Source organism: Vreelandella vilamensis, assembly GCF_031451755.1.
Taxonomy (GTDB): domain Bacteria; phylum Pseudomonadota; class Gammaproteobacteria; order Pseudomonadales; family Halomonadaceae; genus Vreelandella; species Vreelandella vilamensis.
Map to the genome: position 1 here is coordinate 79231 of NZ_JARWAN010000013.1, position 21663 is coordinate 100893.

Annotated in this window: 18 protein-coding genes and 1 pseudogene; 10 read left to right on the forward strand and 9 right to left on the reverse strand. The window is 54.2% G+C overall.

Translation table 11 applies throughout. The features are described from left to right. Positions 1–90 precede the first annotated feature (90 nt). Complete coding sequence (gene gabT, locus QC823_RS09440) at positions 91–1359, forward strand: 4-aminobutyrate--2-oxoglutarate transaminase (protein ID WP_309656093.1); 1269 nt, start codon at positions 91–93, stop codon at positions 1357–1359. Positions 1360–1441: 82 nt separating this feature from the next. Here the strand turns inward: gabT and QC823_RS09445 are convergent, their stop codons facing one another. The 4 genes from QC823_RS09445 to QC823_RS09460 all read right to left on the reverse strand — a co-directional run bounded on the left by QC823_RS09445 (position 1442) and on the right by QC823_RS09460 (position 5176). Continuing rightward, positions 1442–1696 (reverse strand): YkoF family thiamine/hydroxymethylpyrimidine-binding protein, encoded by a 255-nt coding sequence (locus QC823_RS09445; protein ID WP_309656094.1) that lies wholly within the window; start codon positions 1694–1696, stop codon positions 1442–1444. 9 nt (positions 1697–1705) lie between these two features. Continuing rightward, positions 1706–2512: an alpha/beta fold hydrolase gene (locus QC823_RS09450; protein WP_309656110.1), complete on the reverse strand. Its 807-nt coding sequence runs from the start codon at positions 2510–2512 to the stop codon at positions 1706–1708. Between the two features lie 93 nt (positions 2513–2605). Further along, positions 2606–3652, reverse strand: a complete 1047-nt coding sequence (gene dinB / locus QC823_RS09455) for a DNA polymerase IV (protein ID WP_309656095.1) — start codon at positions 3650–3652, stop codon at positions 2606–2608. 60 nt (positions 3653–3712) lie between these two features. Further along, the gene (locus QC823_RS09460) at positions 3713–5176 is read right to left on the reverse strand and encodes a protein adenylyltransferase SelO (RefSeq protein ID WP_422823633.1); all 1464 of its coding nucleotides are present in this window, start codon (positions 5174–5176) and stop codon (positions 3713–3715) included. An 84-nt stretch (positions 5177–5260) separates the two neighbouring features. On the opposite strand from QC823_RS09460, the gene QC823_RS09465 reads away from it, so the two are divergent. After that, positions 5261–5857, forward strand: coding sequence for a DNA-3-methyladenine glycosylase (locus tag QC823_RS09465; protein ID WP_309656096.1), 597 nt, complete (start codon positions 5261–5263; stop codon positions 5855–5857). Here QC823_RS09465 and QC823_RS09470 read toward each other — a convergent pair. Beyond that, complete coding sequence (locus QC823_RS09470) at positions 5854–6723, reverse strand: NAD-dependent protein deacetylase (RefSeq protein ID WP_309656097.1); 870 nt, start codon at positions 6721–6723, stop codon at positions 5854–5856. The genes QC823_RS09465 and QC823_RS09470 overlap by 4 nt on opposite strands. 185 nt (positions 6724–6908) lie before the next feature. On the opposite strand from QC823_RS09470, the gene QC823_RS09475 reads away from it, so the two are divergent. After that, on the forward strand, positions 6909–8081 hold the full coding sequence (locus QC823_RS09475) for a UbiH/UbiF/VisC/COQ6 family ubiquinone biosynthesis hydroxylase (protein ID WP_309656098.1): 1173 nt from the start codon (positions 6909–6911) through the stop codon (positions 8079–8081). Positions 8082–8464: 383 nt separating this feature from the next. Here the strand turns inward: QC823_RS09475 and QC823_RS09480 are convergent, their stop codons facing one another. Both QC823_RS09480 and QC823_RS16240 read right to left on the reverse strand, forming a co-directional pair. Next, the gene (locus tag QC823_RS09480; protein WP_309656099.1) at positions 8465–8818 is read right to left on the reverse strand and encodes a GGDEF domain-containing protein; all 354 of its coding nucleotides are present in this window, start codon (positions 8816–8818) and stop codon (positions 8465–8467) included. Then, on the reverse strand, positions 8787–8900 hold the full coding sequence (locus QC823_RS16240) for a PAS domain-containing protein (protein ID WP_422823635.1): 114 nt from the start codon (positions 8898–8900) through the stop codon (positions 8787–8789). The genes QC823_RS09480 and QC823_RS16240 overlap by 32 nt, the downstream gene beginning before the upstream one ends. 1088 nt (positions 8901–9988) lie before the next feature. Between QC823_RS16240 and QC823_RS09485 the strand changes: the two genes are divergently transcribed. From QC823_RS09485 to QC823_RS09510, 6 genes are all read left to right on the forward strand, one after another. Further along, positions 9989–11659, forward strand: coding sequence for a methyl-accepting chemotaxis protein (locus QC823_RS09485; RefSeq protein WP_309656100.1), 1671 nt, complete (start codon positions 9989–9991; stop codon positions 11657–11659). Positions 11660–11714: 55 nt separating this feature from the next. Further along, positions 11715–14021: a putative bifunctional diguanylate cyclase/phosphodiesterase gene (locus tag QC823_RS09490; protein WP_309656101.1), complete on the forward strand. Its 2307-nt coding sequence runs from the start codon at positions 11715–11717 to the stop codon at positions 14019–14021. 83 nt (positions 14022–14104) lie between these two features. After that, positions 14105–15820, forward strand: coding sequence for a methyl-accepting chemotaxis protein (locus tag QC823_RS09495; RefSeq protein WP_309656102.1), 1716 nt, complete (start codon positions 14105–14107; stop codon positions 15818–15820). 54 nt (positions 15821–15874) lie between these two features. Next, on the forward strand, positions 15875–16663 hold the full coding sequence (locus QC823_RS09500; RefSeq protein ID WP_309656103.1) for a tetratricopeptide repeat protein: 789 nt from the start codon (positions 15875–15877) through the stop codon (positions 16661–16663). A 187-nt stretch (positions 16664–16850) separates the two neighbouring features. Then, positions 16851–18044, forward strand: a complete 1194-nt coding sequence (locus QC823_RS09505; protein WP_309656104.1) for an E22 family MetX-like putative esterase — start codon at positions 16851–16853, stop codon at positions 18042–18044. Positions 18045–18111: 67 nt separating this feature from the next. After that, on the forward strand, positions 18112–19218 hold the full coding sequence (locus QC823_RS09510; protein WP_309656105.1) for a pyridoxal phosphate-dependent aminotransferase: 1107 nt from the start codon (positions 18112–18114) through the stop codon (positions 19216–19218). 24 nt (positions 19219–19242) lie between these two features. On the opposite strand, the gene QC823_RS09515 is transcribed toward QC823_RS09510, so the two are convergent. After that, a complete protein-coding gene (locus QC823_RS09515; RefSeq protein ID WP_309656106.1) occupies positions 19243–19584 on the reverse strand; it encodes a TraR/DksA family transcriptional regulator in 342 nt (113 codons plus the stop codon). Between the two features lie 123 nt (positions 19585–19707). On the opposite strand from QC823_RS09515, the gene QC823_RS09520 reads away from it, so the two are divergent. Further along, positions 19708–20907, forward strand: coding sequence for an MFS transporter (locus tag QC823_RS09520; RefSeq protein WP_309656107.1), 1200 nt, complete (start codon positions 19708–19710; stop codon positions 20905–20907). Positions 20908–20916: 9 nt separating this feature from the next. Here the strand turns inward: QC823_RS09520 and QC823_RS09525 are convergent. Beyond that, positions 20917–21570, reverse strand: a pseudogene (locus QC823_RS09525) (universal stress protein); the annotation flags it as partial. Between the last annotated feature and the right edge of the window lie 93 nt (positions 21571–21663).

The window sequence follows — 21663 nt, forward strand, 5'->3', positions numbered from 1 at the left end:
GTTTTGCGCGCTATGATGAAGGCATACCAATCTTAGCGCGCGATGCGCTCAATGCCACTCACTCATACGTCCCCCACTGAAGGAGTTACAATGAGTAACGCCGAACTAAACGAACTGAAGAAAAAATACGTTGCCGCTGGCGCAGCAAGCCCCGCAACGGCCTATGCAGACCGCGCCGAAAACGCCGAAATCTGGGATGCCGACGGCAATCGTTTTGTCGACTTTGCCGGCGGCATTGGTGTCCTCAACATTGGCCACCGCCACCCCAAGGTCGTCGAGGCAGTAAAAGCGCAGCTGGATAAAGTGATGCACACCTGCCAGACGGTGATGCCTTATGAAGGCTACGTAAAATTAGCCGAAAAGCTGAGCCACATTACACCGGTGCGCGGCCATGCCAAGGTCATGCTGGCCAACTCCGGCGCCGAAGCATTGGAAAACGCGGTGAAAATCGCCCGCGCTGCTACCGGCCGTTCCAACGTCATCTGCTTTGACGGCGGCTACCACGGCCGCACGCTCTTCACCATGGCGATGAACGGTAAAGTCGCGCCTTACGCGACCGATTTTGGCCCCATGCCGGGCAACGTTTTCCGCGCGCCCTACCCGGTGCCGTATCACGGTGTCAGCGAAGACGAAGCACTCCGCGGCTTGAAGATGACGCTCAAAACCGACGCCAACCCCAAGGATACCGCGGCAATTATTCTTGAGCCGGTACTCGGCGAAGGTGGCTTCTACCCAGCCTCAAAAAGTTTCTTGGAGAAAGTCCGCGAGATCTGCGATGAACACGGCATGCTGATGATCATCGACGAAGTGCAGTCGGGCTTTGGCCGGACCGGCAAGATGTTTGCCATCGAGCATAGCGGCGTTGAACCCGATCTCATGACCATGGCCAAGTCCATGGCCGACGGCATGCCGATCTCCGCTATTGTAGGCACCGACAAGCACATGGACGCCTCGGGCGCCAACTCGCTGGGCGGCACCTACACGGGCAGCCCCACTGCCTGCGCCGCCGCCCTGGCCGTGCTGGAGGTGTTCGAAGAAGAGAACATTCTCGAAAAGAGCCAAGCGCTTGGTGAAAAGCTGGCACAGCGCTTTAGCGGCTGGGAAGACAAGTTTGCCTGCGTGGATAACGGCCGCAACATGGGGGCGATGGCTGCCTTTGAACTGATCAAAGACGACCACACCCCGAATGCCGAACTTGCCGCCAAGCTTTGCGGTAAGGCCCGCGAAAAAGGGTTGATCCTGCTTTCCTGTGGTCTCTACGGCAACACCATCCGCTTTTTGATGCCGGTAACCATCGAAGACAGCGTGCTCAACGAAGGCCTGGATATCGTCGAAGCCTGCCTTAACGAGCTAGTCTAAATGACGAAACTGGCCCGATAAGCGTCAGTAACACGTAAAAGCGTCGCCTGTTTTTCAGGCGACGCTTTTTTTATCGGCGGTTTTATTCGCCTCGTGGGCGCCGATCACCCTCCAGAAAGTTCGCCACAAACACCGCCTTCCCATACGTCTCAAACGACCACTTCATCACGTCGGAAAGCGCCGCCATCACGGCATCAAACTCACCGAACACCTGAGTACTCATGCGGTTGGCGTGCACCTCAAGACCTGAGTCTTGCAGTTTTTTCACCACGTCTTTGACCGGCGGTTTGAAGTCGTCGGCAAGCGGGTAATAGCTAAGCTGTACGGAAAGATACATGGTGCCTCCTTAAGATGGGGTCATCTGCTGCCAGGCCGCGCGGATGGCCGCGCGGGTCTCATCGGGGTATTCCATGGGGAACATATGCGTACCCGGCACGTTTTCAACACGCAAACCGCGACGCTTAAGGCGTTGAATGCGCGCGGGCGTGAGCAAATGTGAATCTTCCCCCGCGACCACGGTTACCGGCACCTGCAGACGTTGCGGCAGCCGTGTGAGGTGGTCCGGCAGGTGACGAAAAATCTCGACTTCGATACCTGGGTCGAATGTTAGCTCGGCGCGGCCATCGTCAAGTTCACGCGTGCCCGCTTCAATATAGTCGTTGAGGGCCTCGGGGGTAAAACGGCGAAACAACCCGCGGCGGCGCAGGTACATTGCCATTGCCTCGCGGCTTGGCCACACACTGCGCCGCCCTTGGGTTTTGCCCGCCGGCGTAACGCGGTCAATAAAGCCAAAGCGCTTGGCCGCCTTCATTGCCCACGCATCGACACCCAGCATTAACGGCGGGTCGAGCATGACCACGCCGGCAAAACGCTCAGGCCGTTTCGCCGCCGCCATCGCCATTAGCGTTCCGCCCAATGAGTGCCCAACCCCCAACACCGGCGCCTCGTTTTCCGGTAACGCCGCCAATACTTCGTCCGCTAAGTTGGCCCAGTTTGCGTTTACCGGGTAGTCCGGGTGGTGACCAAGCCGGTCGAGAGGGTGCAGGTCAAACTGGTCGCTTAAAGGCGCTAACAGGCTTTTATAACTCAGGCCAGGAAAGCCGTTGGCGTGGGCAAAGACCAATCGCGGGCGTTGGGTAATATCGGCAGACATGGGCAGGCTCTTATCGTTATTGGCGTGATCATCGGCGTCGGGATCAAATTTCATACAGATGTTTTAACGTTACTAGCGCCAAGCGTCAATGGCTTAAAAAAGCGTCAACTGCGTTTCCGGGGGTACTTCCGCTAGCCGATACCCTACGCCCAGCAGGCGCACCGGGCGTTTACCGCGTTGCCAACCGACATTCAGTAAGGTATCAAACTGCGCCGTATTGGGTGCCGGGTCAGCGTGTTCCACGGTGGTTTGAGTAAAGTCGTTGAATTTGACCTTGACCATGACGCCGCGCAGCGCGGGAGCGGGGTCTAGCCGTGCGTAGCGGCGCGCTAAATCGGCAATTAGCGCGGGCAGTGCAGCGCGACAAGCGTCGAGCGTGGGTAAATCTTGGGGATACGTTTGTTCGGTGCTCACCGACTTGCGTTCGCGCTGAGTTTTGATCGGGCGTTCGTCGTGGCCAAAGCTGAGCTCGTGCAGGCGTTTGCCAAAGCGGCCGAAACGCTCCACCAGCTCGGTCAGCGGGCGTTGGCGCACATCGGCGCAGGAGTGAATACCTAGCGCGTGCAGCTTCTCGGCGGTACGCGGCCCTACCCCATGAATCTTGGTGATTGGCAGGGTAGTGACAAAGCGCTCTACGTCCGCGGGGGTGATCACACAAAGGCCATCGGGCTTGTTCCAGTCGCTGGCGATTTTGGCCAAAAACTTATTTGGCGCCACGCCCGCCGAGACCGTAATCCCCACCTCCTGCTGCACGCGTGCCCGAATCGCCTCGGCCATGCGCGTGGCGCTGCCCTGATAAGCACTCACCGCGGAAACATCCAAAAACGCCTCATCCAGCGAGAGCGGCTCGACTAGTTCGGTTACCTCGCGGTAGATGGCAAACACTTGTCGGGCAACGGCCTTGTACTTCGCCATATCGCCACGTACCAAGGTGAGGTGCGGGCAACGCTTAAGCGCCTGCGCCATGGGCATGGCCGAATGAATGCCGTACTCCCGTGCGGGGTAGTTACACGTTGCCACCACGCCGCGCTGCTCGACGCTGCCGCCGATGGCAATGGGAATATCCCGCAGGGCAGGATTATCGCGCATTTCGACAGCGGCAAAAAAGCAGTCACAGTCGCAGTGGATGATTTTACGCATTTCCCGGTTTCAGACCGCTCCTAAACTGTAAACAATCACAGCTTACCATAGGCGTATTCGCTATGTACCGCAGAAGGTGCGCAGCACCTGCTCCCTATCGCTTGCAGGTGCTGCCCACTGCCGTGCTTCACGGGACTCGTCGAACGGGTGCGTGACCACCTCAAGAAGCTGATAAAACGGCGCAAAATCGCCCTCGATAGCAGACTCAATCACCTCTGCCACCCGGTGGTTGCGCGGAATCACCACCGGATTGGCCTGACGCATCGCCTGCTTCCGCGCTTCGTCTTGCCCGGCGACCTGGACGCGCTGCCATTCATCAAGCCACGGCGCCAGTGCATCGGGCTTTTCCGTCAGCGCGAGCAGCGCGTCGCGGTTTTCTTCGTTCGCCGTTTGGGCGTAGCGCGTCAGGGCATCAAAGGTCGCGGTCATGTCCATACGGCCTTGCTGCATTTGCGCCTCTAGCGCCGCCATCATCTGCGCTGCCTGTTCGCTTTCCTCAGCAAGCCCGAGTTTATCGGCGCTAATGCGCGCCCATGCGGGATCAAAGGTGTCGTTAAAGCGGCGTAGCGCGGCGGTCGCTTGCTCAACGCGAGTTTCTTGATCGCCGTCAAGCAACGGCAGTAGGCACTCGGCAAAACGGGCTAAATTCCACTGGGCGATCACCGGCTGGTTGGAGAACGCGTAACGCCGCCCTTCGTCGATGGAGCTGTAAACCTTCTGCGGGTCGAACGCTTCCATAAACGCACACGGGCCGTAATCGATGGTTTCTCCGGCGATGCTCATGTTGTCGGTATTCATCACGCCGTGAATAAACCCAACGCCCATCCATTTGGCTATTAACCGCGCTTGGCGTTTCAGCACCGCCTCAAATAGCGCCAGATAGGGCGACTCGGCGCCAGCAACCTCCGGATAGTGGCGTTCAATGATGTGATCCGCCAGCGCTTTAAGCGCGGCGTGATCTTGGTGCAAAGCGGCAAACTGAAAAGTGCCCACGCGGACATGGCTTGCCGCCACGCGGGTCAGTACCGCCCCCGGCTCGACGAACTGACGCACAACGCCCTCGCCGGTGGTCACTGCCGCCAGCGCGCGGGTGGTGGGCACGCCCATGGCCGCCATCGCCTCGCTGACTAAATATTCGCGCAGCACCGGGCCAAGCGGCGCGCGACCATCGCCGCCGCGCGAATAAGGCGTGCGCCCGCTGCCTTTGAGCTGCACATCAAAACGCTGCCCTTGTGGGTCGACCACCTCGCCGAGCAGCACGGCACGGCCATCGCCAAGCTGCGGAACAAAATTCCCGAACTGATGCCCAGCGTAAGCAAGCGCCACCGGCGCGGCCCCCGGCGGCAGCTGATTGCCGCTAAACCAGCCAGCTAGCGTGGCCTCATCCGGCGGCTCGCCACCGCCGAGGCGTGCGGCAAGCGCGGCGTTAAACGCGATTAATTTGGGCGCTTTGACCGGCGTGGGCTGGCATGTTGACCATAGCATTTCCGGTAAGCGCGTATAGGACGCCTCGAATGTCAGCACAATAAGCTCCATCATTACGTAGTCAGAGTGTTTAATATCCTACCATTTTACTCAAGTAATTTTACGCACGCATAGGGCGATAACATGCTTTCGACACCGGCGCTCCCCCGCGCTTTTTATCACCGCGATACCCTCGACGTTGCCCGAGACCTGCTGGGTTGCTACCTAGTGCGCCGCGTAGAAGACGATCTGCTCGTGGCGAAAATTGTTGAAACAGAGGCATACCGGGGGTCTGAGGATTCGGCTTGCCATGCGCATCGGCGGAAAACGCCAAGAACCGAGGCCATGTTTGGGCCGCCGGGGTATGCCTACGTGTATCTTGTCTACGGAATGCATTGGCTGCTCAACGTGGTAACGCAACCCGAGGGCAATCCCTGTGCGGTACTGATTCGTGCCGTCGAGCCGGTGGCAGGCGAAGCGGCGATGCGCGCCCAGCGCCACGTGAAAGGCCGTAATTTGAGTAATGGCCCCGGCAAACTGACAAACGCGCTAGGGGTCGATAAAGCGCTGTACGGGCATGACATGACGCAAACGGAGGCCTTGTGGATCACCCAAGGGGAAACACCCCACGCCATTGCCACCGGCCCACGCGTAGGCATTGATTACGCCAAGCCCCACGACCGTGATGCCCCGTGGCGATTATGGATCGCCGATAATGCTTGGGTCTCTCGGGCACGCTAACCGTGTGATAATACGTGAACCGCGCGTTCGAGTACCGGCGTAAGCGGCGCACGCCACTGATGCGTTAACAGCGCATCGGCGCGGGTCACCCCAAGCGAAAGCGATGCCAGCGGTAACCCCGCCTCATGCGCGGCGCGGCAAAAGCGGTAGCCGGAAAACACCATTAACGAGGTGCCTATGCACAGCACCCCTTGGGCGCGCGATAACCCCGCTTCGGCGGCCGTGCGGCGCGCAGGCGGCACCACATCGCCGTAATAGACCACATCGGGCTTTAAAATGCCGCCGCAGCGCGGGCAATCCAACACCTTGAAGGCGCTAAAATCGACGTCGAGATCGGCATCACCGTCTGGGGCGTGCTCGGCATCCAAGATCGCGAATGCCGGGTTCATTCGCGCCATCTCGGCGTGCATGGCGTGACGCATCATGTGATAACCACAGCCCATGCACTTGACCAAATCAGCGCGGCCGTGCAGGTCGATCACCCGCCGTGAGCCCGCCCGCTGATGCAGCCGGTCAACGTTTTGGGTAACCAACAGCTCAACGTAACCCATGGCTTCAAGCGCGGCCAACGCCCGGTGTGCGCCGCTCACCTGCGCTTCGCTCAGCGCTTTAAAGCCCACCAACGCCCGTGCCCAGTAGCGTTTGCGCACGCGATGGGAGGCCATGAAATCGCCGTGCTGCACCGGCGGCGAGCGCTTCCACTGGCCCGCCGCATCACGGTAGTCGGGTATGCCGCTATCGGTACTGACACCGGCGCCGGTAATCACCCAGAGTTTCGGGTGGCGGGCGATATACGCCGCCAGCGCATCGCCCGCCTGCGCCACGTGCGGCAATGCTGCCGTGTCGACCATTTTTTTTACCTGCATCAATGTTTTCCCACTGTTTCTTTACCGTGAAAGGCTCACCCCTAGGCAAGCCTTGTACATCTCAACGATACTATTTAAAAATACATATTTAGAAATACATATTGAGAAACACACCTTAGATAGACCGTGTAACCGTCAGCGCTATCCTCTGCGTTGACCTTAAGTTTTCTGTCGGAGAAAGCAGCATGCAACGGGATCACGAAATTGTCATTGTCGGCGGCGGTATGGTGGGCGCGGCACTGGCCGCGCGGCTTGGCTACGCCGGGTTAAACGTCGGGTTGGTTGAGCGCGGCGACGCACCCACAGCGCCTAGCGGCGACTTTGACCTGCGAATATCCTCACTCAATGCGCGCTCGCTGGCGTTTATCGAAGCCAGTGGCACGGAATTACCCGAAGAACGCTGCTGCTCGTTTCGCCATATTGAAGTGTGGAATCAAGGCGGCAAGGGCCACAGCCTGTTTTCCGCGGAAGACAGCGGGCTTGAGCGTTTTGGCGTGTTTATCGAAAACCGCGCCCTGCAATACGCGCTTTGGGAGCGTTTAAAAACCCTCCCCGGCGTTACGTGCTACACCCAGTGCGCGCCGATTTCGACACTCACCAGCAGCGACTCACGCTTAGTGGAGCTGGATAACGGCAAAACCCTTACCGCGGGCTTGGTCGTCGGCGCTGACGGCGCGCGCTCGACGCTACGCGAACTTGCCGGTATCGATATCACCACCTACGACTATCACCAGCGCGCACTGATCACCAACGTGGAAACCGAACTGCCCCAGCAGGACGTCAGCTGGCAATGCTTTACGCCGACCGGGCCCGTGGCCATGCTCCCCCTGCCAGGTCATCACGCCTCGCTGGTGTGGTACGACAGCGACGCGGCCATCCGCGACCGGGAAATGCTCACCGACGACGGCCTAAAAGCCGCCATCGAAGCGGCGTTCCCTAAGCGTTTGGGCAACCTGCTTCGCATCACCGGCCACGCCAGCTTCCCGATCAAGCGCCAGCACGCCAGACGCTACATCGCCAAACGGCTCGCGCTGATTGGCGACGCCGCGCACGTGGTGCACCCGCTGGCCGGGCAAGGGTTGAATATCGGCCTGCACGATGCCGACGCGCTTAGTGACATACTCCTTGCCGAGTGCGACGTGGGCGATGCCAAAGGGCTGCACCGTTTTGAGATTCAACGCCGTCTCGCCAATCAGGCCATGATTACCGCAACCGACGGGTTTCATCACCTCTTCACCGGTAACGCGGCGCTGCGCCGCCTAGGGGATGCCAGCCTACAGCTCGCCGAACGCTTCCCGCTTGCCAAGCGCATGATGATGCAACAAGCCAACGGGCTGAATCCCTTTAAGCGCGGATGAAAGACAAGCAAAAAGCTTTAGATGCTTAAGCTAAGAAGAGTAGGCTGAGAGCTTTAGGCTTAGAAGTTTAGACTGATGCATAGGGCCGTCAGGCGTTGATAGCAAGCGTCACGATGGCCTGCATCTGGTCAGCTCACCTTATTATTTTAGTAACCCTCTGTTTTCAGTGATCGTCTATTTTCAGCAAACGACTATTTTCAGCAAACAACAGGATGAGTGAGCAATGCGGGCATGGCAGATTCAGTGGTGGGTGCTTTCCATCACGATAGTTTTCACTGTCTGCCTGCCGGGCAAAGCATCATACTCAGCCACACTCGCAGAGAATCTAACGTTTAACTGATATGGTGTTAGCAGTGTATTCCCCAAGACTTCACGAAAACGGGTCATCGCTCCAAAGGCCCCTTATTATCAGCACCGGGTAAGTTAAGCATAAACTCCTCTCCTCCTAGGCGGCTATCGCTTGTACGTACTTCTTCGAGCAAAAATCGACTGAGTTCAATTAATACTTCATCACCGATGTGATGACCATAGGTATCGTTAAACTGTTTAAAGTGGTCAATATCTAGAATCGCGATACACAGAGCATTTCCATAACAATTGTAACCCTCCCATTTAGCCGTAAGACACTTTAAACCTGCGCGGCGATTCAATAGTCCTGTCATCTCGTCGTGATGCGCCAAGAAGTCGAGACGATTTTCTAAGCGTTTACGATCGGTCCTCCGCTTCTTGATAGCCATAAAACTCACAATACGCGTGATTCACCATGACAAAATGTCCGTCAGCGTTGGTTACACAGACTCCAATAGGCGCAGCGTGAATCTTCGACTTATATTGTCGTCAGTGGGCATAAAGCCAGATATGGCTGAGGTCAGGAGGATTCATTTATTGTCTCCAGCGGCATCAGGCGATGTGTCATCAATAGCCGCCCATGCATGGTTTACATATTTTACTACTGCTTTAAAAGCCGGTTTTGCGAAAAAGAGATCCGGCTGTAATAGAATGCCAGCTTGCTTTAACCACTATACTTCTTCAGCCGTTTCAACGCCTTCTGCTAACAAGCTCACGGTTAACGGTTAACCTAGCCCAATCAATGCGATCAGCCCTGCTTGGGACTTCAAGTAAGTGTTGCAATTTATGACCAATGAGAGATTAATTTTGAGTAGGCACTTAAAAATTGATACTTGGTAAAATCTTGCATTTAAATAATAAAATATAAAGCTATGGATATATAAATTATTAAGGGGTTAAATATTGGTTTTCTCGCTTAATAAATAAAAAGCAATATTTTTAATTTCGGCTTTATTTATCATTATTAGTGCAATTTACTCAGATTATCCTAGGATGGTTATTACGCTAATAACTAGTTTATAAAAAATTATTAGATAAAAAGAAAAGGGGTTTAAAAAAGCGTGGAATGCTTTGTTGTCCATTGATTAAAGTTAAATATAAACAGCAAATATCCCCCTTCATCGGTCACCATGCGTAAAGCGCTTTTCACGTGATCGATACCCACAAGGCTCTCCGGGAAATTTTTCAATGTGTTCAGGCCGACTTTATCTCGTTGGAGATGAATCTGATGGGGATTTTGTAACAACGGACGCCATGCGTATTAGTCACTAGCCTCAAGTTTTACTGGCTGTGTTAGGGAGACACCGATTACCCAGCTAACTATATGACTGATAATACTAGTGATTTCAGGTCATTTTTAACAGGACAACCATCCTTTATGATAAAAATATCTAAATATATATATTTCAGTTCTATTAAGTCTCTCAAAAGTTACACACGGCTTTTATTAAGTTAATTTATTTACAATAAAATTGGTGCTGTAAGGGTTGTAATCGCATAAATTCCAAAAAAATAAGCTATTTTTACCATACGCAACGCAAATAAAAAGGAACTTTTAAATGCATATTAGTAAACAAAAAAAATCGACAATGCCTCGGCTTTCTCTAAGCGCAATATTCACCAGTATTTTGCTCATATTTATGATTATTATACTTGTCTTATCCATTGTGAGCTTAGCGGGTAACCGGAAAAACTCTGAAGCAGTCAATGAGCTGACAGAACTCGGCATACAGCAACTGAATAACGCTAATCTTGCCTATCTCAATATTTCCCTGGCTCGTGAGCGTTTCGGTGATTACATAACCGCTCGTGAAGAGGGAACCCCGCGTGGAGAGCTCGCTAGCTTACACGAGGCGGCAACTCGCTCGCTTAATAACGCGCAAAGCCGGGTCCAACGCCTAGCGTCAATCGCTGTTGATCCACAAAGTCAGCGTGCGCCTTACATAAATGCTATTAATACAAATATGTTGCACCTGTTGGATGAACTTCTTGTTCCTGCTTTGGCTGCCGATGAACTTTCTGAAGCAATTACTTTTCAGCCTCAAATAGCTCGTGCAGATCGACAATTAACTCGAAGTTTGACCGATTTTGCTCGTTTTGCTGAATCTCGGGCCATGACATTTCAAAAGCAAAACAAGCAGTTCAGTAGTTATATCACGATAGCTTCCATCGCTTTATTTATTCTCTCACTATTGACGACGTTTTTCGTTCGCCATTGGCTAAAGCGTAGTGTTATTCGTCCAGTCGACGTTGCTTTGGCGCATTTAACCGCTATTTCTAAAGGAGACTTAACAGAGTCAATACATCCCAAGGGCTGCAAGGAGTTAAGTTCACTATTAAGTGGATTGGTCACAATGCAGTCTCAGTTAGCGTTGTTGGTTGGACAAATTCAGCAGAGCACCGAAAACATAGCCTATGGCGCAGGCGAAATTGCGCAAGGAGGAGAAAGTTTAGCGTCTCGAACCGAAGAGCAGGCATCAGCTTTGCAACAGACCGCTGCGAGCATGGAAGAACTCACAACGACAGTCAAAAACAATGCGGACCATACACGTGAAGCAAATACCCTTACCACATCGGCTGCCGATGCGGCAGAACAGAGTGGTTCAGAGCTTGAGTTCACACTGCAAATGATGTCCGAGCTCGCTGAGAGCTCAAACCAAGTGCAAGAAATCGTGGGAACAATCGACGGCATTGCCTTCCAAACTAATCTACTGGCGTTAAATGCCTCAGTCGAAGCTGCACGTGCTGGCGAACATGGGCGTGGCTTTGCTGTTGTCGCTGAAGAGGTTCGAACGTTGGCTTCCCGTAGCGCAAATGCGGCCAAAGAAATTCGTGAGTTACTCAACCACAATGTAAAGCAAATTACGAACAGTGCTGAGCAAGCGGAAAAAAGCGGTACGTTGTTACGTGAAATGGTGAGTTCTACCCGGCGTGTTTCATCACTTATGAGTGAAATCGCAACAGCCACTCAACAACAACAGTCGGGTATCGAGCAAATCAGTACAGCAGTCAATCAAATGGATGCTGTGACTCAGCAGAATGCTTCACTGGTTGAACAATCCAGCACTGCTGCTGCTTCACTTAATGATCAAGCCGCTCTACTAAGCAAGCTAGTAAAGCGTTTTCACATTGAGAACCGTGTTTCTTCAACCAACAACCCTCAAAATTTGGAATCTCGCGTTAAGTTAGGAGTATTAGCGGATAACAAGCCAGAGTGGTCAAGTTTTTAACACTTATTCAAACAGTTCACTGAAGCATATTCGCTAATAGCATACGGTTTTTTTCTTGGATATTGATAAATTTAATTTGGCTCTTGCTTTTGAAACGCCTGGAGTGCGACTTATGCAACATAATAACGAAGGCGAGATGCCATTATTTCCGCCTACTACGCTGCGCAAGATGGCTCGTCGCCGTCTAAAACGACAGCTGACAGATATCTCTCATTGGCCTTATGAGAGAACGCAGTCTTTCGTTTCCAAATTGGAAGTGCAGGGAGAAGAGTTAAAAATCCGGAATGAGCACCTGTTACTCGCGAAGACCCGAGTCGACATCGCTCGTGATATTGCTCAATACCGCTACCGCGACCTCTTTGAGAATGCTTTAGTGGGGTATCTGATCTTAGATAGTGAAGGATGCATCCAAGAGGCTAATCGAGCAGCCGTTGTACTTCTTGAAACGACAAAAAGTGCGGTTATTGGACAGCCTTTCTCCACTTTTGTGGCAGCGTCTTTTCAGGAAGCGTTACACCACTTCTGCCTCGTGCTTATTACCACTCAAGTCGCCCAAACAATTGAGCTCAAGCTAACAAAAAACGGAGCGATTACCTCCACCGTGATAATAGAAGGTGTGGTGGAGCCAAATGCAACCTATGGTGACTATCGAGTACGCTGTGCATTGATAGATATTACAGAACGTAAGGGTGCAGAAGATAAACTTCGTATCGCCGACCGTGTCTACGAGAGCATCGCCGACGCTGTAGTGATAACGGACCCCACTGGATACATAAAAACGGTTAACCAGGCTTTTACGCGAATTACCGGCTATTCTGAGAGCGATACCGCTGGTGTAATACTAAGTAATCTTGTTAAGCCCAGGCGATCCGGCAAAACTTTCTATCAAGAGGTGCGGTCAAGCATAGACAACGACGGGTTTTGGCAGGGTGAAATATCCAGTCGCCGAAAGAGCGGTGAAATATTTGCCGGTTGGTTGACAGCTTACCGTCTAGACGACGATCAAAACCAGCCTCTCTCTATCGTGATTATCTTTTCAGATATTAGCCAACTTAAGAGCGCCCAACGCAAGAACGAATATCTTACCAGTTACGACCCTCTAACAGGGTTGCCTAACCGGCGCCTTTTCCAAGAACGACTCCAACAGGCGATCCTTCAGGCTCGGTACGATGCTCGCCAAGTCGCTTTACTAGTATTATGCCCAGACTTCTTTCAAAAAATTAACGATACCTTTAACCATGAGGTAGGTGATGCTGTTTTGGTACAAATGGCCAGTAAACTGGCAAAACTGGTACGTAAAATCGATACCACCGCACGACTTGGTGGCGATCAATTCGCCGTCATTTTAAATGACATTACTTCAGAAGAGGCGGGGTTTATTTCGCGACGCCTGGTGATGGAAGTTGCTGACGCCGTTGAAATACAGCAAAAGAAACAGCGTATTACCCTTAGCGCGGGGATGGCTTTATACCCTCAAGATGGGGAAGACGCCTATAGTCTGTATCAGGCGGCCAGCATTGCCATGCGCCGTGCCCAGGAAGAAGGCCGTAACCAACTGCGGCTTTACGAGTCAGCACTTCATCGCCGTCTACTTGAAGAGAGCGCCATTGAAGAGGGGTTGTACCGAGCGCTCGCCAATGAAGAGCTGCGCCTGGTGTATCAACCTCAATTTGACGCGCATAATCCTGAGCGGCTCGTGGGTGCCGAGGCCCTGCTGCGCTGGCAAGATCCCGAGAAAGGCGCGATAAGCCCCGGACAGTTTATACCTATAGCAGAGAGATCCACTCTTATATCAGCATTGACTTGGCGAGTGATTACACTTCTGTGCAGACAGGTGAATGCTTGGCAGTCTGATGGGCTAAAGGTCCCCCAAATTTCCTTCAATGTCTCGCCACTGGACTTTAAAGAAAAGTCATTCGCCGCGACGCTCTTTCAAATGATGGATCAGCATGGCGTCACTGCCGATCAACTCAAAATAGAGTTGACAGAGAGCGCGCTCACTGAGTACTCCGACCTTGTCCAAAAAGAAATCCATAGCCTTCACGCTTACGGAATCGATTTATCTATCGATGATTTTGGCACCGGATATTCATCGCTTAGCAATCTCAAGTGGCTCCCGTTGACAGAGCTTAAAATCGACAAATCTTTCGTCGACGGTTTGGGCGCAAACGCACACGACAACGCCATTGCCGGCGCAAGCCTGGCCATGGCGCAGGCATTGGGTCTCAGAACCGTTGCTGAAGGTGTGGAAAACGCGCAGCAGCTTGCCTGGCTGCAGGCCAACGGTTGCGATCGCATACAAGGTTTTTTGCTCTCGCGCCCGCTTGAAGTCCAGGATTTTCAAAACCTACTCACATCATAGTGGAAGTGGGCCTTTAACTTTTGTCCTTTAACTTTTGTCCTTTGGTCACTTACTGAACAGCATCAATCTATAGGGATATACCAATGCGTCAAAACGGTCCGGTCACTCAGCGAGAGTACATACTCGAAGATAACGATGTACTGATTTCAAAAACAGATAAAGAAAGCCATATTCTTTACGCCAATCAATCGTTTATCGATGTTAGTGGGTTTCGTTATGACGAATTGGTCAACTCGCCCCACAACATCGTTCGCCATCCCGATATGCCGGAAGCCGTATTCCAGGACATGTGGAGCGATCTTTTAGCGGGGAAATATTGGTCGGGCTTGGTGAAAAATCGGCGTAAAAACGGCGATCACTACTGGGTGCGCGCCAATGTGGTACCGATTCGCGATGGTGACGAGGTTACGGGGTTTTGTTCTATCCGTGTAAAGCCAGGCCGTGACGAAGTCGCTCATATGGAGAAGGTGTATCAGGATATTCGAGAACAAGGGCGGCGCTATGAAGTCAGAAATGGCGTTGCTTATCGTCGCTCGTTACGCCGTCGCCTTTTGCCCATTAATTTTCATAGTATGCGCGTTAGAACAGCCCTCTCGAGTCTTTTAGGGTTTGCTGTGTTTGGCGGTGCCAACATTGGTGCTTCCATCACCTTTTCACACGTAGCACCCAACAGCCAAGCCGATGTGGTGTTTCTTGGTATAGGCCTTTTGGGCGGGGTGGGGGTAGGAGTGTGGCAATGGCTGGTTGGTTCGCGAAACCGTCGTTTCATGTATAAAACCAACGACTTTGCCTTACAGCTTGCGGCCGGTAATTTGGACGCCGTTATTCCAAGCGTCGGTAAAAGTGAGATGGACAGTGCTTTGCGAACCATGGACTTCATGCGGCGTTCATTAGAAGGGCTTATTCGTGATTTAAACGAGCGCGTTGACCTCGTTAGCCCTGCCGTCGAAAGCCTATCTCAAGGCAACGATGCCATGGCAGAACGTCTTGAACAGCAAGCATCTGCCGTACAGCAAACAGCAGCCAGTACGGAAGAAATTTCCTCTACCGTCGCTCAAAGCGCAGAAAGTGCATCAGCAGCCAGCCAAGCGTCTGTCGGTAATGTCAGCCAGGTCGATCACACAAGCCAAATTATGACGCGGCTCGCTGAAGCCATGGAAGAGATCACACAACACGCAGAAAACATGTCAGGGATCGTTCGCACAATCGACTCTATTGCGTTTCAAACCAATATCTTGGCATTAAATGCCTCTGTTGAAGCGGCTCGCGCCGGCGAACACGGACACGGCTTTGCGGTGGTGGCAGAAGAGGTTCGTAAACTCGCTCGACAATCAGCCGAGGCGGCGAAACAAATACAGGCGCTTATAGAAAAGGCACGCCAAAGCATTCACGGCGGCCAAGCACAGGCAAACGAGGCGACAGAAGCAATGGCGCATATCCGTCAGGCGAGTCATCAAGTAAACGACCTCATGGGCGAAATTACCGCCGCAAATCACGAACAGAGCGAAGGCATTCGCCAAATTAGCAGCGCCATTAATGAAATTGATCAAAACACGCAATCGAGTGCGTCCAGCATGACCGCTTACAAAGAGGCAACCAACGATCTGGTGGAGCAAATGCAAGCCCTCGCCCATAGCGCCCAAGCGTTTCTTAGCGAACGCGAGCGCCGCGCATCAACACAGAAAATGCCTAATACTCATAAGAAAGCACTACCGGGGCGTCGCACAGATGTGTCGTCCACAGCCGCAACAGCTCGCAACGCACCCTCTGCATCCGATGATGATTGGACGAGGTTTTGATAACCCAGAAAGCTTCCTGCTATTTGTTTAAATTACATCAGTTGAGCCATGTGTATGTATACCAGTAAAACTGCAGGCAGGGGTTTTATTAGCTTAGGAATATGCCTTCGCGACAAAAATCCTACAAATACGAACAGATTTAAGACGCTTTTCCAAGCGGAGTTAGAGGCTCTCGGGGAAGAAGGTGACAGTGACGCCAATTTCATGCTGGGCCTTCGCGCCTATCATGGTGCCGATAGTTCACCTGCGCCGCGTGTAGCGGCGGTGTATTGGCGACATGCCGCTGAAAAAGGACATACTGACGCGATGTACTCCCTTTCCCTGCTTTACCTTAATGGTAGGGGAGTTCAGGCATCACCTAAAAAAGCGATCGAACTGCTCTATCACGCCTGCAGTCGACACCATCCTGGTGCCCTTAATCGGTTAGGGTGTCATTTTTGGTGGGGAGACGTAGTGTCTCAAGATCGCGAAAAAGCGTTAACGCTTTTTACTTATGCGCATCAATTAGGTTCCGCTGAGGCAGCGTATAATTTAGGCATTTATTGTCTGTCACCGACCCCGTCATATAATGATGTAAGGTCTGGTATTCACTACTTATGCCAAGCCGCTCAGCAGTATCTTCCGGAAGCGATGGCGCAATTGGCGGCCTGTTTTGACGGCAAATACCCACTTTTCGAAGACCGGGCAGCTTCCCGTCAATGGAGAGAGTTAGCTGCTCGTTTTGATCACTTGCCTTCTCAACTACATCTAGCCAGCCACTACTTATATATAGATAAAAGTCAAAAGGCTTATCAATGGTTACATCGTGCGGCCCAGCAGGGCCATGCGCCTCGCAACACTTAAAGCAGCGGCTTGAAAACGTATTAGCTGACTGCAACAGAAGACAACCGACCTTTTATCAATCGCGCAGCAGCGCGCGATAGTAACGGGCTGAATCCATTCAAAATGTGCTGGAACCGACTACGCTGAGGGTGTGGCCACTGTCGGTGGCCAATAACAATCACAATGATCCCTTATCCAAGGAGAACTCATGGCGCTTATTCAACGACACCCTCTGCTCACGTCAGCGTGTCTCAGCATCGGTGTGCTCGCTTCCTCATCGCTAATGGCGTGGGACGGCGTGGTCGATAAACAGTCCTTTACGTTAGATAACTTCACCACTCAGGGGGGAGAAGCCATTCCTGACATAACGGTGGGCTGGGAAGCCTACGGTGAATTAAACGACGCGCGCGATAACGTCATTTTAATTACGCACTTTTTCTCTGGCACCAGCCACGCGGCGGGGCGCTATGAAGCCGATGGCGAGCCAACTGGCTACTGGGATGCGATTATTGGCCCCGGCAAACCGCTGGATACCGATGAGTACTACATCATCTCCTCCGATACGCTGGTCAACCTCAACGCCCACGACCCGAACGTCACCACCACCGGGCCTGCGTCTATCAACCCGGACACCGGCGAGCCGTGGGGGATGGATTTCCCTGTCGTGACGATCCGCGATTTTGTCGAGGTGCAGCGCGAGCTGTTAGAGAGCCAAGGCATTGAATCGCTGCATGCGGTCATGGGCGCTTCAATGGGGGCACTACAGGCGATTGAGTGGGCTAGCGCCTACCCCGAGCGAGTGGAACGCCTTATCTCCGTGATTGGCGGCGGCGTTGCCGACCCCTGGCTGCTCGCAACGTTAAGCGCCTGGGCCGCGCCGATTCGCCTGGATAGCAATTGGAACGAGGGGGACTATTACGACGGCGAGCCACCTACCAAGGGGCTTAAAGAAGCGCTTAAGCTCGTCACGCTCAATGCCAACCACTGGCAGTGGGCCAACGATACCTTTAACCGCGACTGGGCTGACGAGGGCCGCGACCCCGCCAAGGATATCAACGCCCACTACGCGATTGAGCAAACGTTAGATGATATCGCCGCCGCACGTGCGCAAACGTCCGACGCCAACCATTTTCTGTACCTGGTTCGCGCCAACCAAACCTTTATGGCAGGCCACGGCGACTCATTAGAAGCGGGGCTTTCCGCCATCGACGCCCCTGCGCTAATGTTGTATAGCGAAAACGACCTCGTCTTCGCCCCCGAGGGCGTACGCCATACCGCAGAGCTTATTAAGGCTGATGGCACCGACGTGACGCTTGAAACCTTGGAAGGAAATCGAGGTCACCTGGATGGTGTCGTTTCCATCGACCAGGCCAGCGATACGCTACGGGAGTTCTTAAAGTAAGGCGTTGAGCGCTGGCGTTGGTTTCAGCGCCAGCGTTTGAGTCTACGCCACCCCGTAAGGAGACGACATGCCACGCTTTCCCGACCATCTGCAGGGTGACGGCCCGCATAATCCTTTCCCTGGTATCAAGGTATTGGAGCGCAAGCTCGGCCACCCGATCCCCCACCGCTTGGGCTCTAACGAGGGCCTGGACATGCCCCATCGTGCGCTGCGCGAGCACTTCGGCGATGCGCTGGCCGAGCAGGTTTACGCTTATGGCGACGCTGAAGCCCTGGGCGTTCGCCAGCGCATTAGCCGCCAGCAGAACATACCGCTTGAAGCGCTGCTGGTGGATGCTGGCGCCGATAGCCTGATGGCCCTGGCGCTACGCGCCACCTGCACGCCCGGGGCTAGCGTAGTGACCACCGCCGGCACCTACCCTACCTTTGCCTATTTTGCCCGCGGGCACGGCTGCCGCATGGTGGAGCCCGCCTATCAGCAATCCCCCGGCTTGCTAGCACCCGATTTGGCGGCGCTCAACCACGCCGCTCACGAGTCGCAAGCGCGCCTGGTGTACCTTGCCAACCCGGATAACCCGAGCGGCCATTTGCATACGGATGCCGACATTCGCGCACTGCGCGATACGCTTCCGAGCGATTGCTGGCTGCTGCTCGACGAAGCCTACGGCGACTTCCGTGACGATGCCGAAAGCAGTGTGCTGGCCAATGTCCTTCCTGGCGTTATTCGCCTGCGCACCCTCTCCAAAGCGCATGGCCTCGCTGGCCTGCGAATCGGCTACGCCATCGCCGAGCCGCAAACGCTCGCGATGCTGATGAAAGTCAGGATTCACTACGCGGTATCCACGCTGACTCAGGCGGCGGCCGAGGTAGTGTTGGATCACCCTGACGAGACCCGTGCGCACATAAAGGCGGTAAAAGCCCGGCGGGAAAAACTGGCCCAACATTTTCGCGCACTTGGCGCTGACGTGCTGCCTAGCGCGACCAACTTTGTGGGTATCCGCTTGCCCAGCGCTGAACTGGCAGGCACCGTCCACCAACAGCTATTGAACGAAGGCACGCTGATCGCTCGGCTCGGGCACCCATCAATTGCCAGCGTGCTACGCATTACCGCGCTAGAAGACGCGCTGACGCCGAGGCGCTTAGCACCGGTGGAAGACGCGATACGCCAACAGTAGTCAGCACCATGGCGTCGGCGATGTTTACTCAGCGCAATCAATACATTTGAGCACCAGCGGATCCCAGTTAAGGCGTTTGGCACCGATCCATTCGCCGCACTCGATGCACTCGCCAAATTCCTCGTTATCGAGCCGCTGTAGCGCGCCGACGATCCGCTTGAGCTTCAACTGGCGGCGTTCCTCTTCGGCTTTCGCCATTGCCTGCCCTTGCAGCGCGTCCATGCGAGAGAGCCGCCCCACCGAGGTTTGATCCAGCACCACCGTATCGCGGGAAGACTCGCTGTCTTCACTTTCCGCCTTTAGCTCTTCGCGCAGCCGCAACAGTTTTTCTCTTACCGCATCGGCATCAAACTCGGGATGATTCATTCCCGTCTCCTCTTTGTCAGCTATTAAAGGGTAACTGCCTGCTACACTAGCGGCTTTTATCACGCTTGTTGAGCGCCGTTTCTGACAAGCGTTTTTTGACCAACACTGTTACGGAATAATGCCATGGGATATCGCACGCTGCTGCGTGAACATCGCCCTTTGCTTGCCATTGCCTTTTTAGCGATGTTCAGCTCAAGCTTGGGGCAAAGCTTTTTTATCGGCCTGTTTCAAGCGCCCATCTCGGAGCACCTAGGCTTGAGTGTCGGCCAGTTTGGCACCGGCTACGCGGTGGTCACACTGGCGGCGGGTTTTTTCATGCTGTACTTCGGGCCGACAGTGGATTGGATTTCACCACGCCGTTTCGCCATCACCGTGCTGATGCTGCTCGTGTTGGGCATTGCCCTGCTCACGCTTTCGCCTTGGTGGTGGCTTGGCATTTTGGGCCTTGGCATCGTGCGCCTGTGCGGACAAGGGATGCTCACCCACTTAGGCAACACGCTCGCCGCGCGGGAATTTACCCATCTCCGCGGCCGCGCGATGGGGTTGGTGAGTTTGGGGATTCCGCTGGGCGAGGCAGCGCTGCCGCCGCTGGTGGCTTTCACGCTTTTATGGCTTACCTGGCAGCAGTTTTGGTGGCTCTTCGCGCTAACCATCGCCCTTCCCTGGGCGTGGCTTTTGATCAAAGCCCCCTGGCCAATCGCGCCGGCTGTTAAACCCTCCACACGTGACACCCAAGGTCCTCGGCCGTTTCTTGAACGTCATTTCTGGCAGTTGCTGCCGCTTTTGATGTCACTGCCCATCACCATGACGGGGCTTTTTATCTACCAAGCGCAACTGACCGACGCGCTGGATAGCTCGCTGACCGTGTACGCACTGGCCTTAACCGGCATGGGGTTTGCCAAACTGCCCGGTGCGCTGCTCGGCGGGCGCTGGGTGGATAAACTTGGCCCGGTGCGGCTCGCCCGCCTCTATCTTTTACCCTACGCGCTGGCCATGGTCATCGCGCTACTGGTGGGCGGGCATGTGAGCATATGGGCGCTGATGGTCGGTGGCGGTTTGGCCATGGGCGCGCAAGAGCTGGTCGCCTCCGGGCTTTTAATCAAGCTTTGGGGGGCTGAGCACCTGGGCCGGGTACGCTCGGCGCTCAGCGCCTCGATGGTGTTTTCCACCGGCATCGCGCCAGCAGTGCTTGGTGTGCTACTTGGCGCTGGCGTCACGTTTGAGGTCATTCTCACCGGAATGTTCGCGTTCATCATCGTCGGCTGGCTATTGGCACAGCCGGTATTGAGAGTAGCGAAAACAGCTGAGCAAACCGCACGTTAAAGCCTAACATTAGCGCAAAATCAGTACCGGCAAATGGGCGTTACGCAGCATCGTGGTGGTGGTGCTACCGACCAGTAAGTGACGGATACGCGAGTGCCCGTAAGCGCCCATGATGAGCATATCGATGGCGTTTTCCTGCTTGTAGGTGCGCAGCGTCGCTTCCACTTCGCCAGCGCGAATGGCGCCTTCGGCTTCGTGTCCGGCGTCGCGTAGGGTCGTAAGTGCCCAGTCAAGCTGGGAGCGGTTCTCTGCGGTATCCGCCCCGACGATCACCACGTGGCAGGCAACACCTTGAAATAGCGGGCTTTTGGCGAGCATTTCCACGCCTTTGCGCGCGGTTTTGCTGCCATCAAACGCCATCATCACATTTTCCGGCGATTTAAACTCGCCATGCGGCACCATCAAAATCGGACGATGCATTTCGCGTACCACCCGCTCAAGGTTAGAGCCCAAATGGCCACTTGCTTGATGAGCCGTTTCGCCACGCTTGCCTATCACGAGAAGGCGCACATCGTCTTCAAGCTCCACCAGGGTTTCCACCAGTGTGCCGTTGCGCTGACGCGTGCTAGGGGCAGTGACGCCTGCGTTGATAGCGCGCTCTTTGGCCGCTTCTAGCATTAAGCGCCCCTGCTCACGGGCGACTTTAGCACGCTGTTCTTCAATATCTGTCGGGTCCCGTGTGATTAACCACCTTCTTGGTAAATAACTCAGGACGCTTGGTTTGCCATTCCTTCATTATCGCAATCGGTGATTGAT

Coding starts and splice junctions, on each gene's coding strand:
- gabT (WP_309656093.1), top strand. CDS start 91: ATGAGTAACGCCGAACTAAACGAACTGAAGAAAAAATACGTTGCCGCT.
- QC823_RS09445 (WP_309656094.1), bottom strand. CDS start 1,696: ATGTATCTTTCCGTACAGCTTAGCTATTACCCGCTTGCCGACGACTTC.
- QC823_RS09450 (WP_309656110.1), bottom strand. CDS start 2,512: ATGTCTGCCGATATTACCCAACGCCCGCGATTGGTCTTTGCCCACGCC.
- dinB (WP_309656095.1), bottom strand. CDS start 3,652: ATGCGTAAAATCATCCACTGCGACTGTGACTGCTTTTTTGCCGCTGTC.
- QC823_RS09465 (WP_309656096.1), top strand. CDS start 5,261: ATGCTTTCGACACCGGCGCTCCCCCGCGCTTTTTATCACCGCGATACC.
- QC823_RS09470 (WP_309656097.1), bottom strand. CDS start 6,723: ATGCAGGTAAAAAAAATGGTCGACACGGCAGCATTGCCGCACGTGGCG.
- QC823_RS09475 (WP_309656098.1), top strand. CDS start 6,909: ATGCAACGGGATCACGAAATTGTCATTGTCGGCGGCGGTATGGTGGGC.
- QC823_RS09480 (WP_309656099.1), bottom strand. CDS start 8,818: ATGGCTATCAAGAAGCGGAGGACCGATCGTAAACGCTTAGAAAATCGT.
- QC823_RS09485 (WP_309656100.1), top strand. CDS start 9,989: ATGCATATTAGTAAACAAAAAAAATCGACAATGCCTCGGCTTTCTCTA.
- QC823_RS09495 (WP_309656102.1), top strand. CDS start 14,105: ATGCGTCAAAACGGTCCGGTCACTCAGCGAGAGTACATACTCGAAGAT.
- QC823_RS09500 (WP_309656103.1), top strand. CDS start 15,875: ATGTATACCAGTAAAACTGCAGGCAGGGGTTTTATTAGCTTAGGAATA.
- QC823_RS09505 (WP_309656104.1), top strand. CDS start 16,851: ATGGCGCTTATTCAACGACACCCTCTGCTCACGTCAGCGTGTCTCAGC.
- QC823_RS09510 (WP_309656105.1), top strand. CDS start 18,112: ATGCCACGCTTTCCCGACCATCTGCAGGGTGACGGCCCGCATAATCCT.
- QC823_RS09515 (WP_309656106.1), bottom strand. CDS start 19,584: ATGAATCATCCCGAGTTTGATGCCGATGCGGTAAGAGAAAAACTGTTG.
- QC823_RS09520 (WP_309656107.1), top strand. CDS start 19,708: ATGGGATATCGCACGCTGCTGCGTGAACATCGCCCTTTGCTTGCCATT.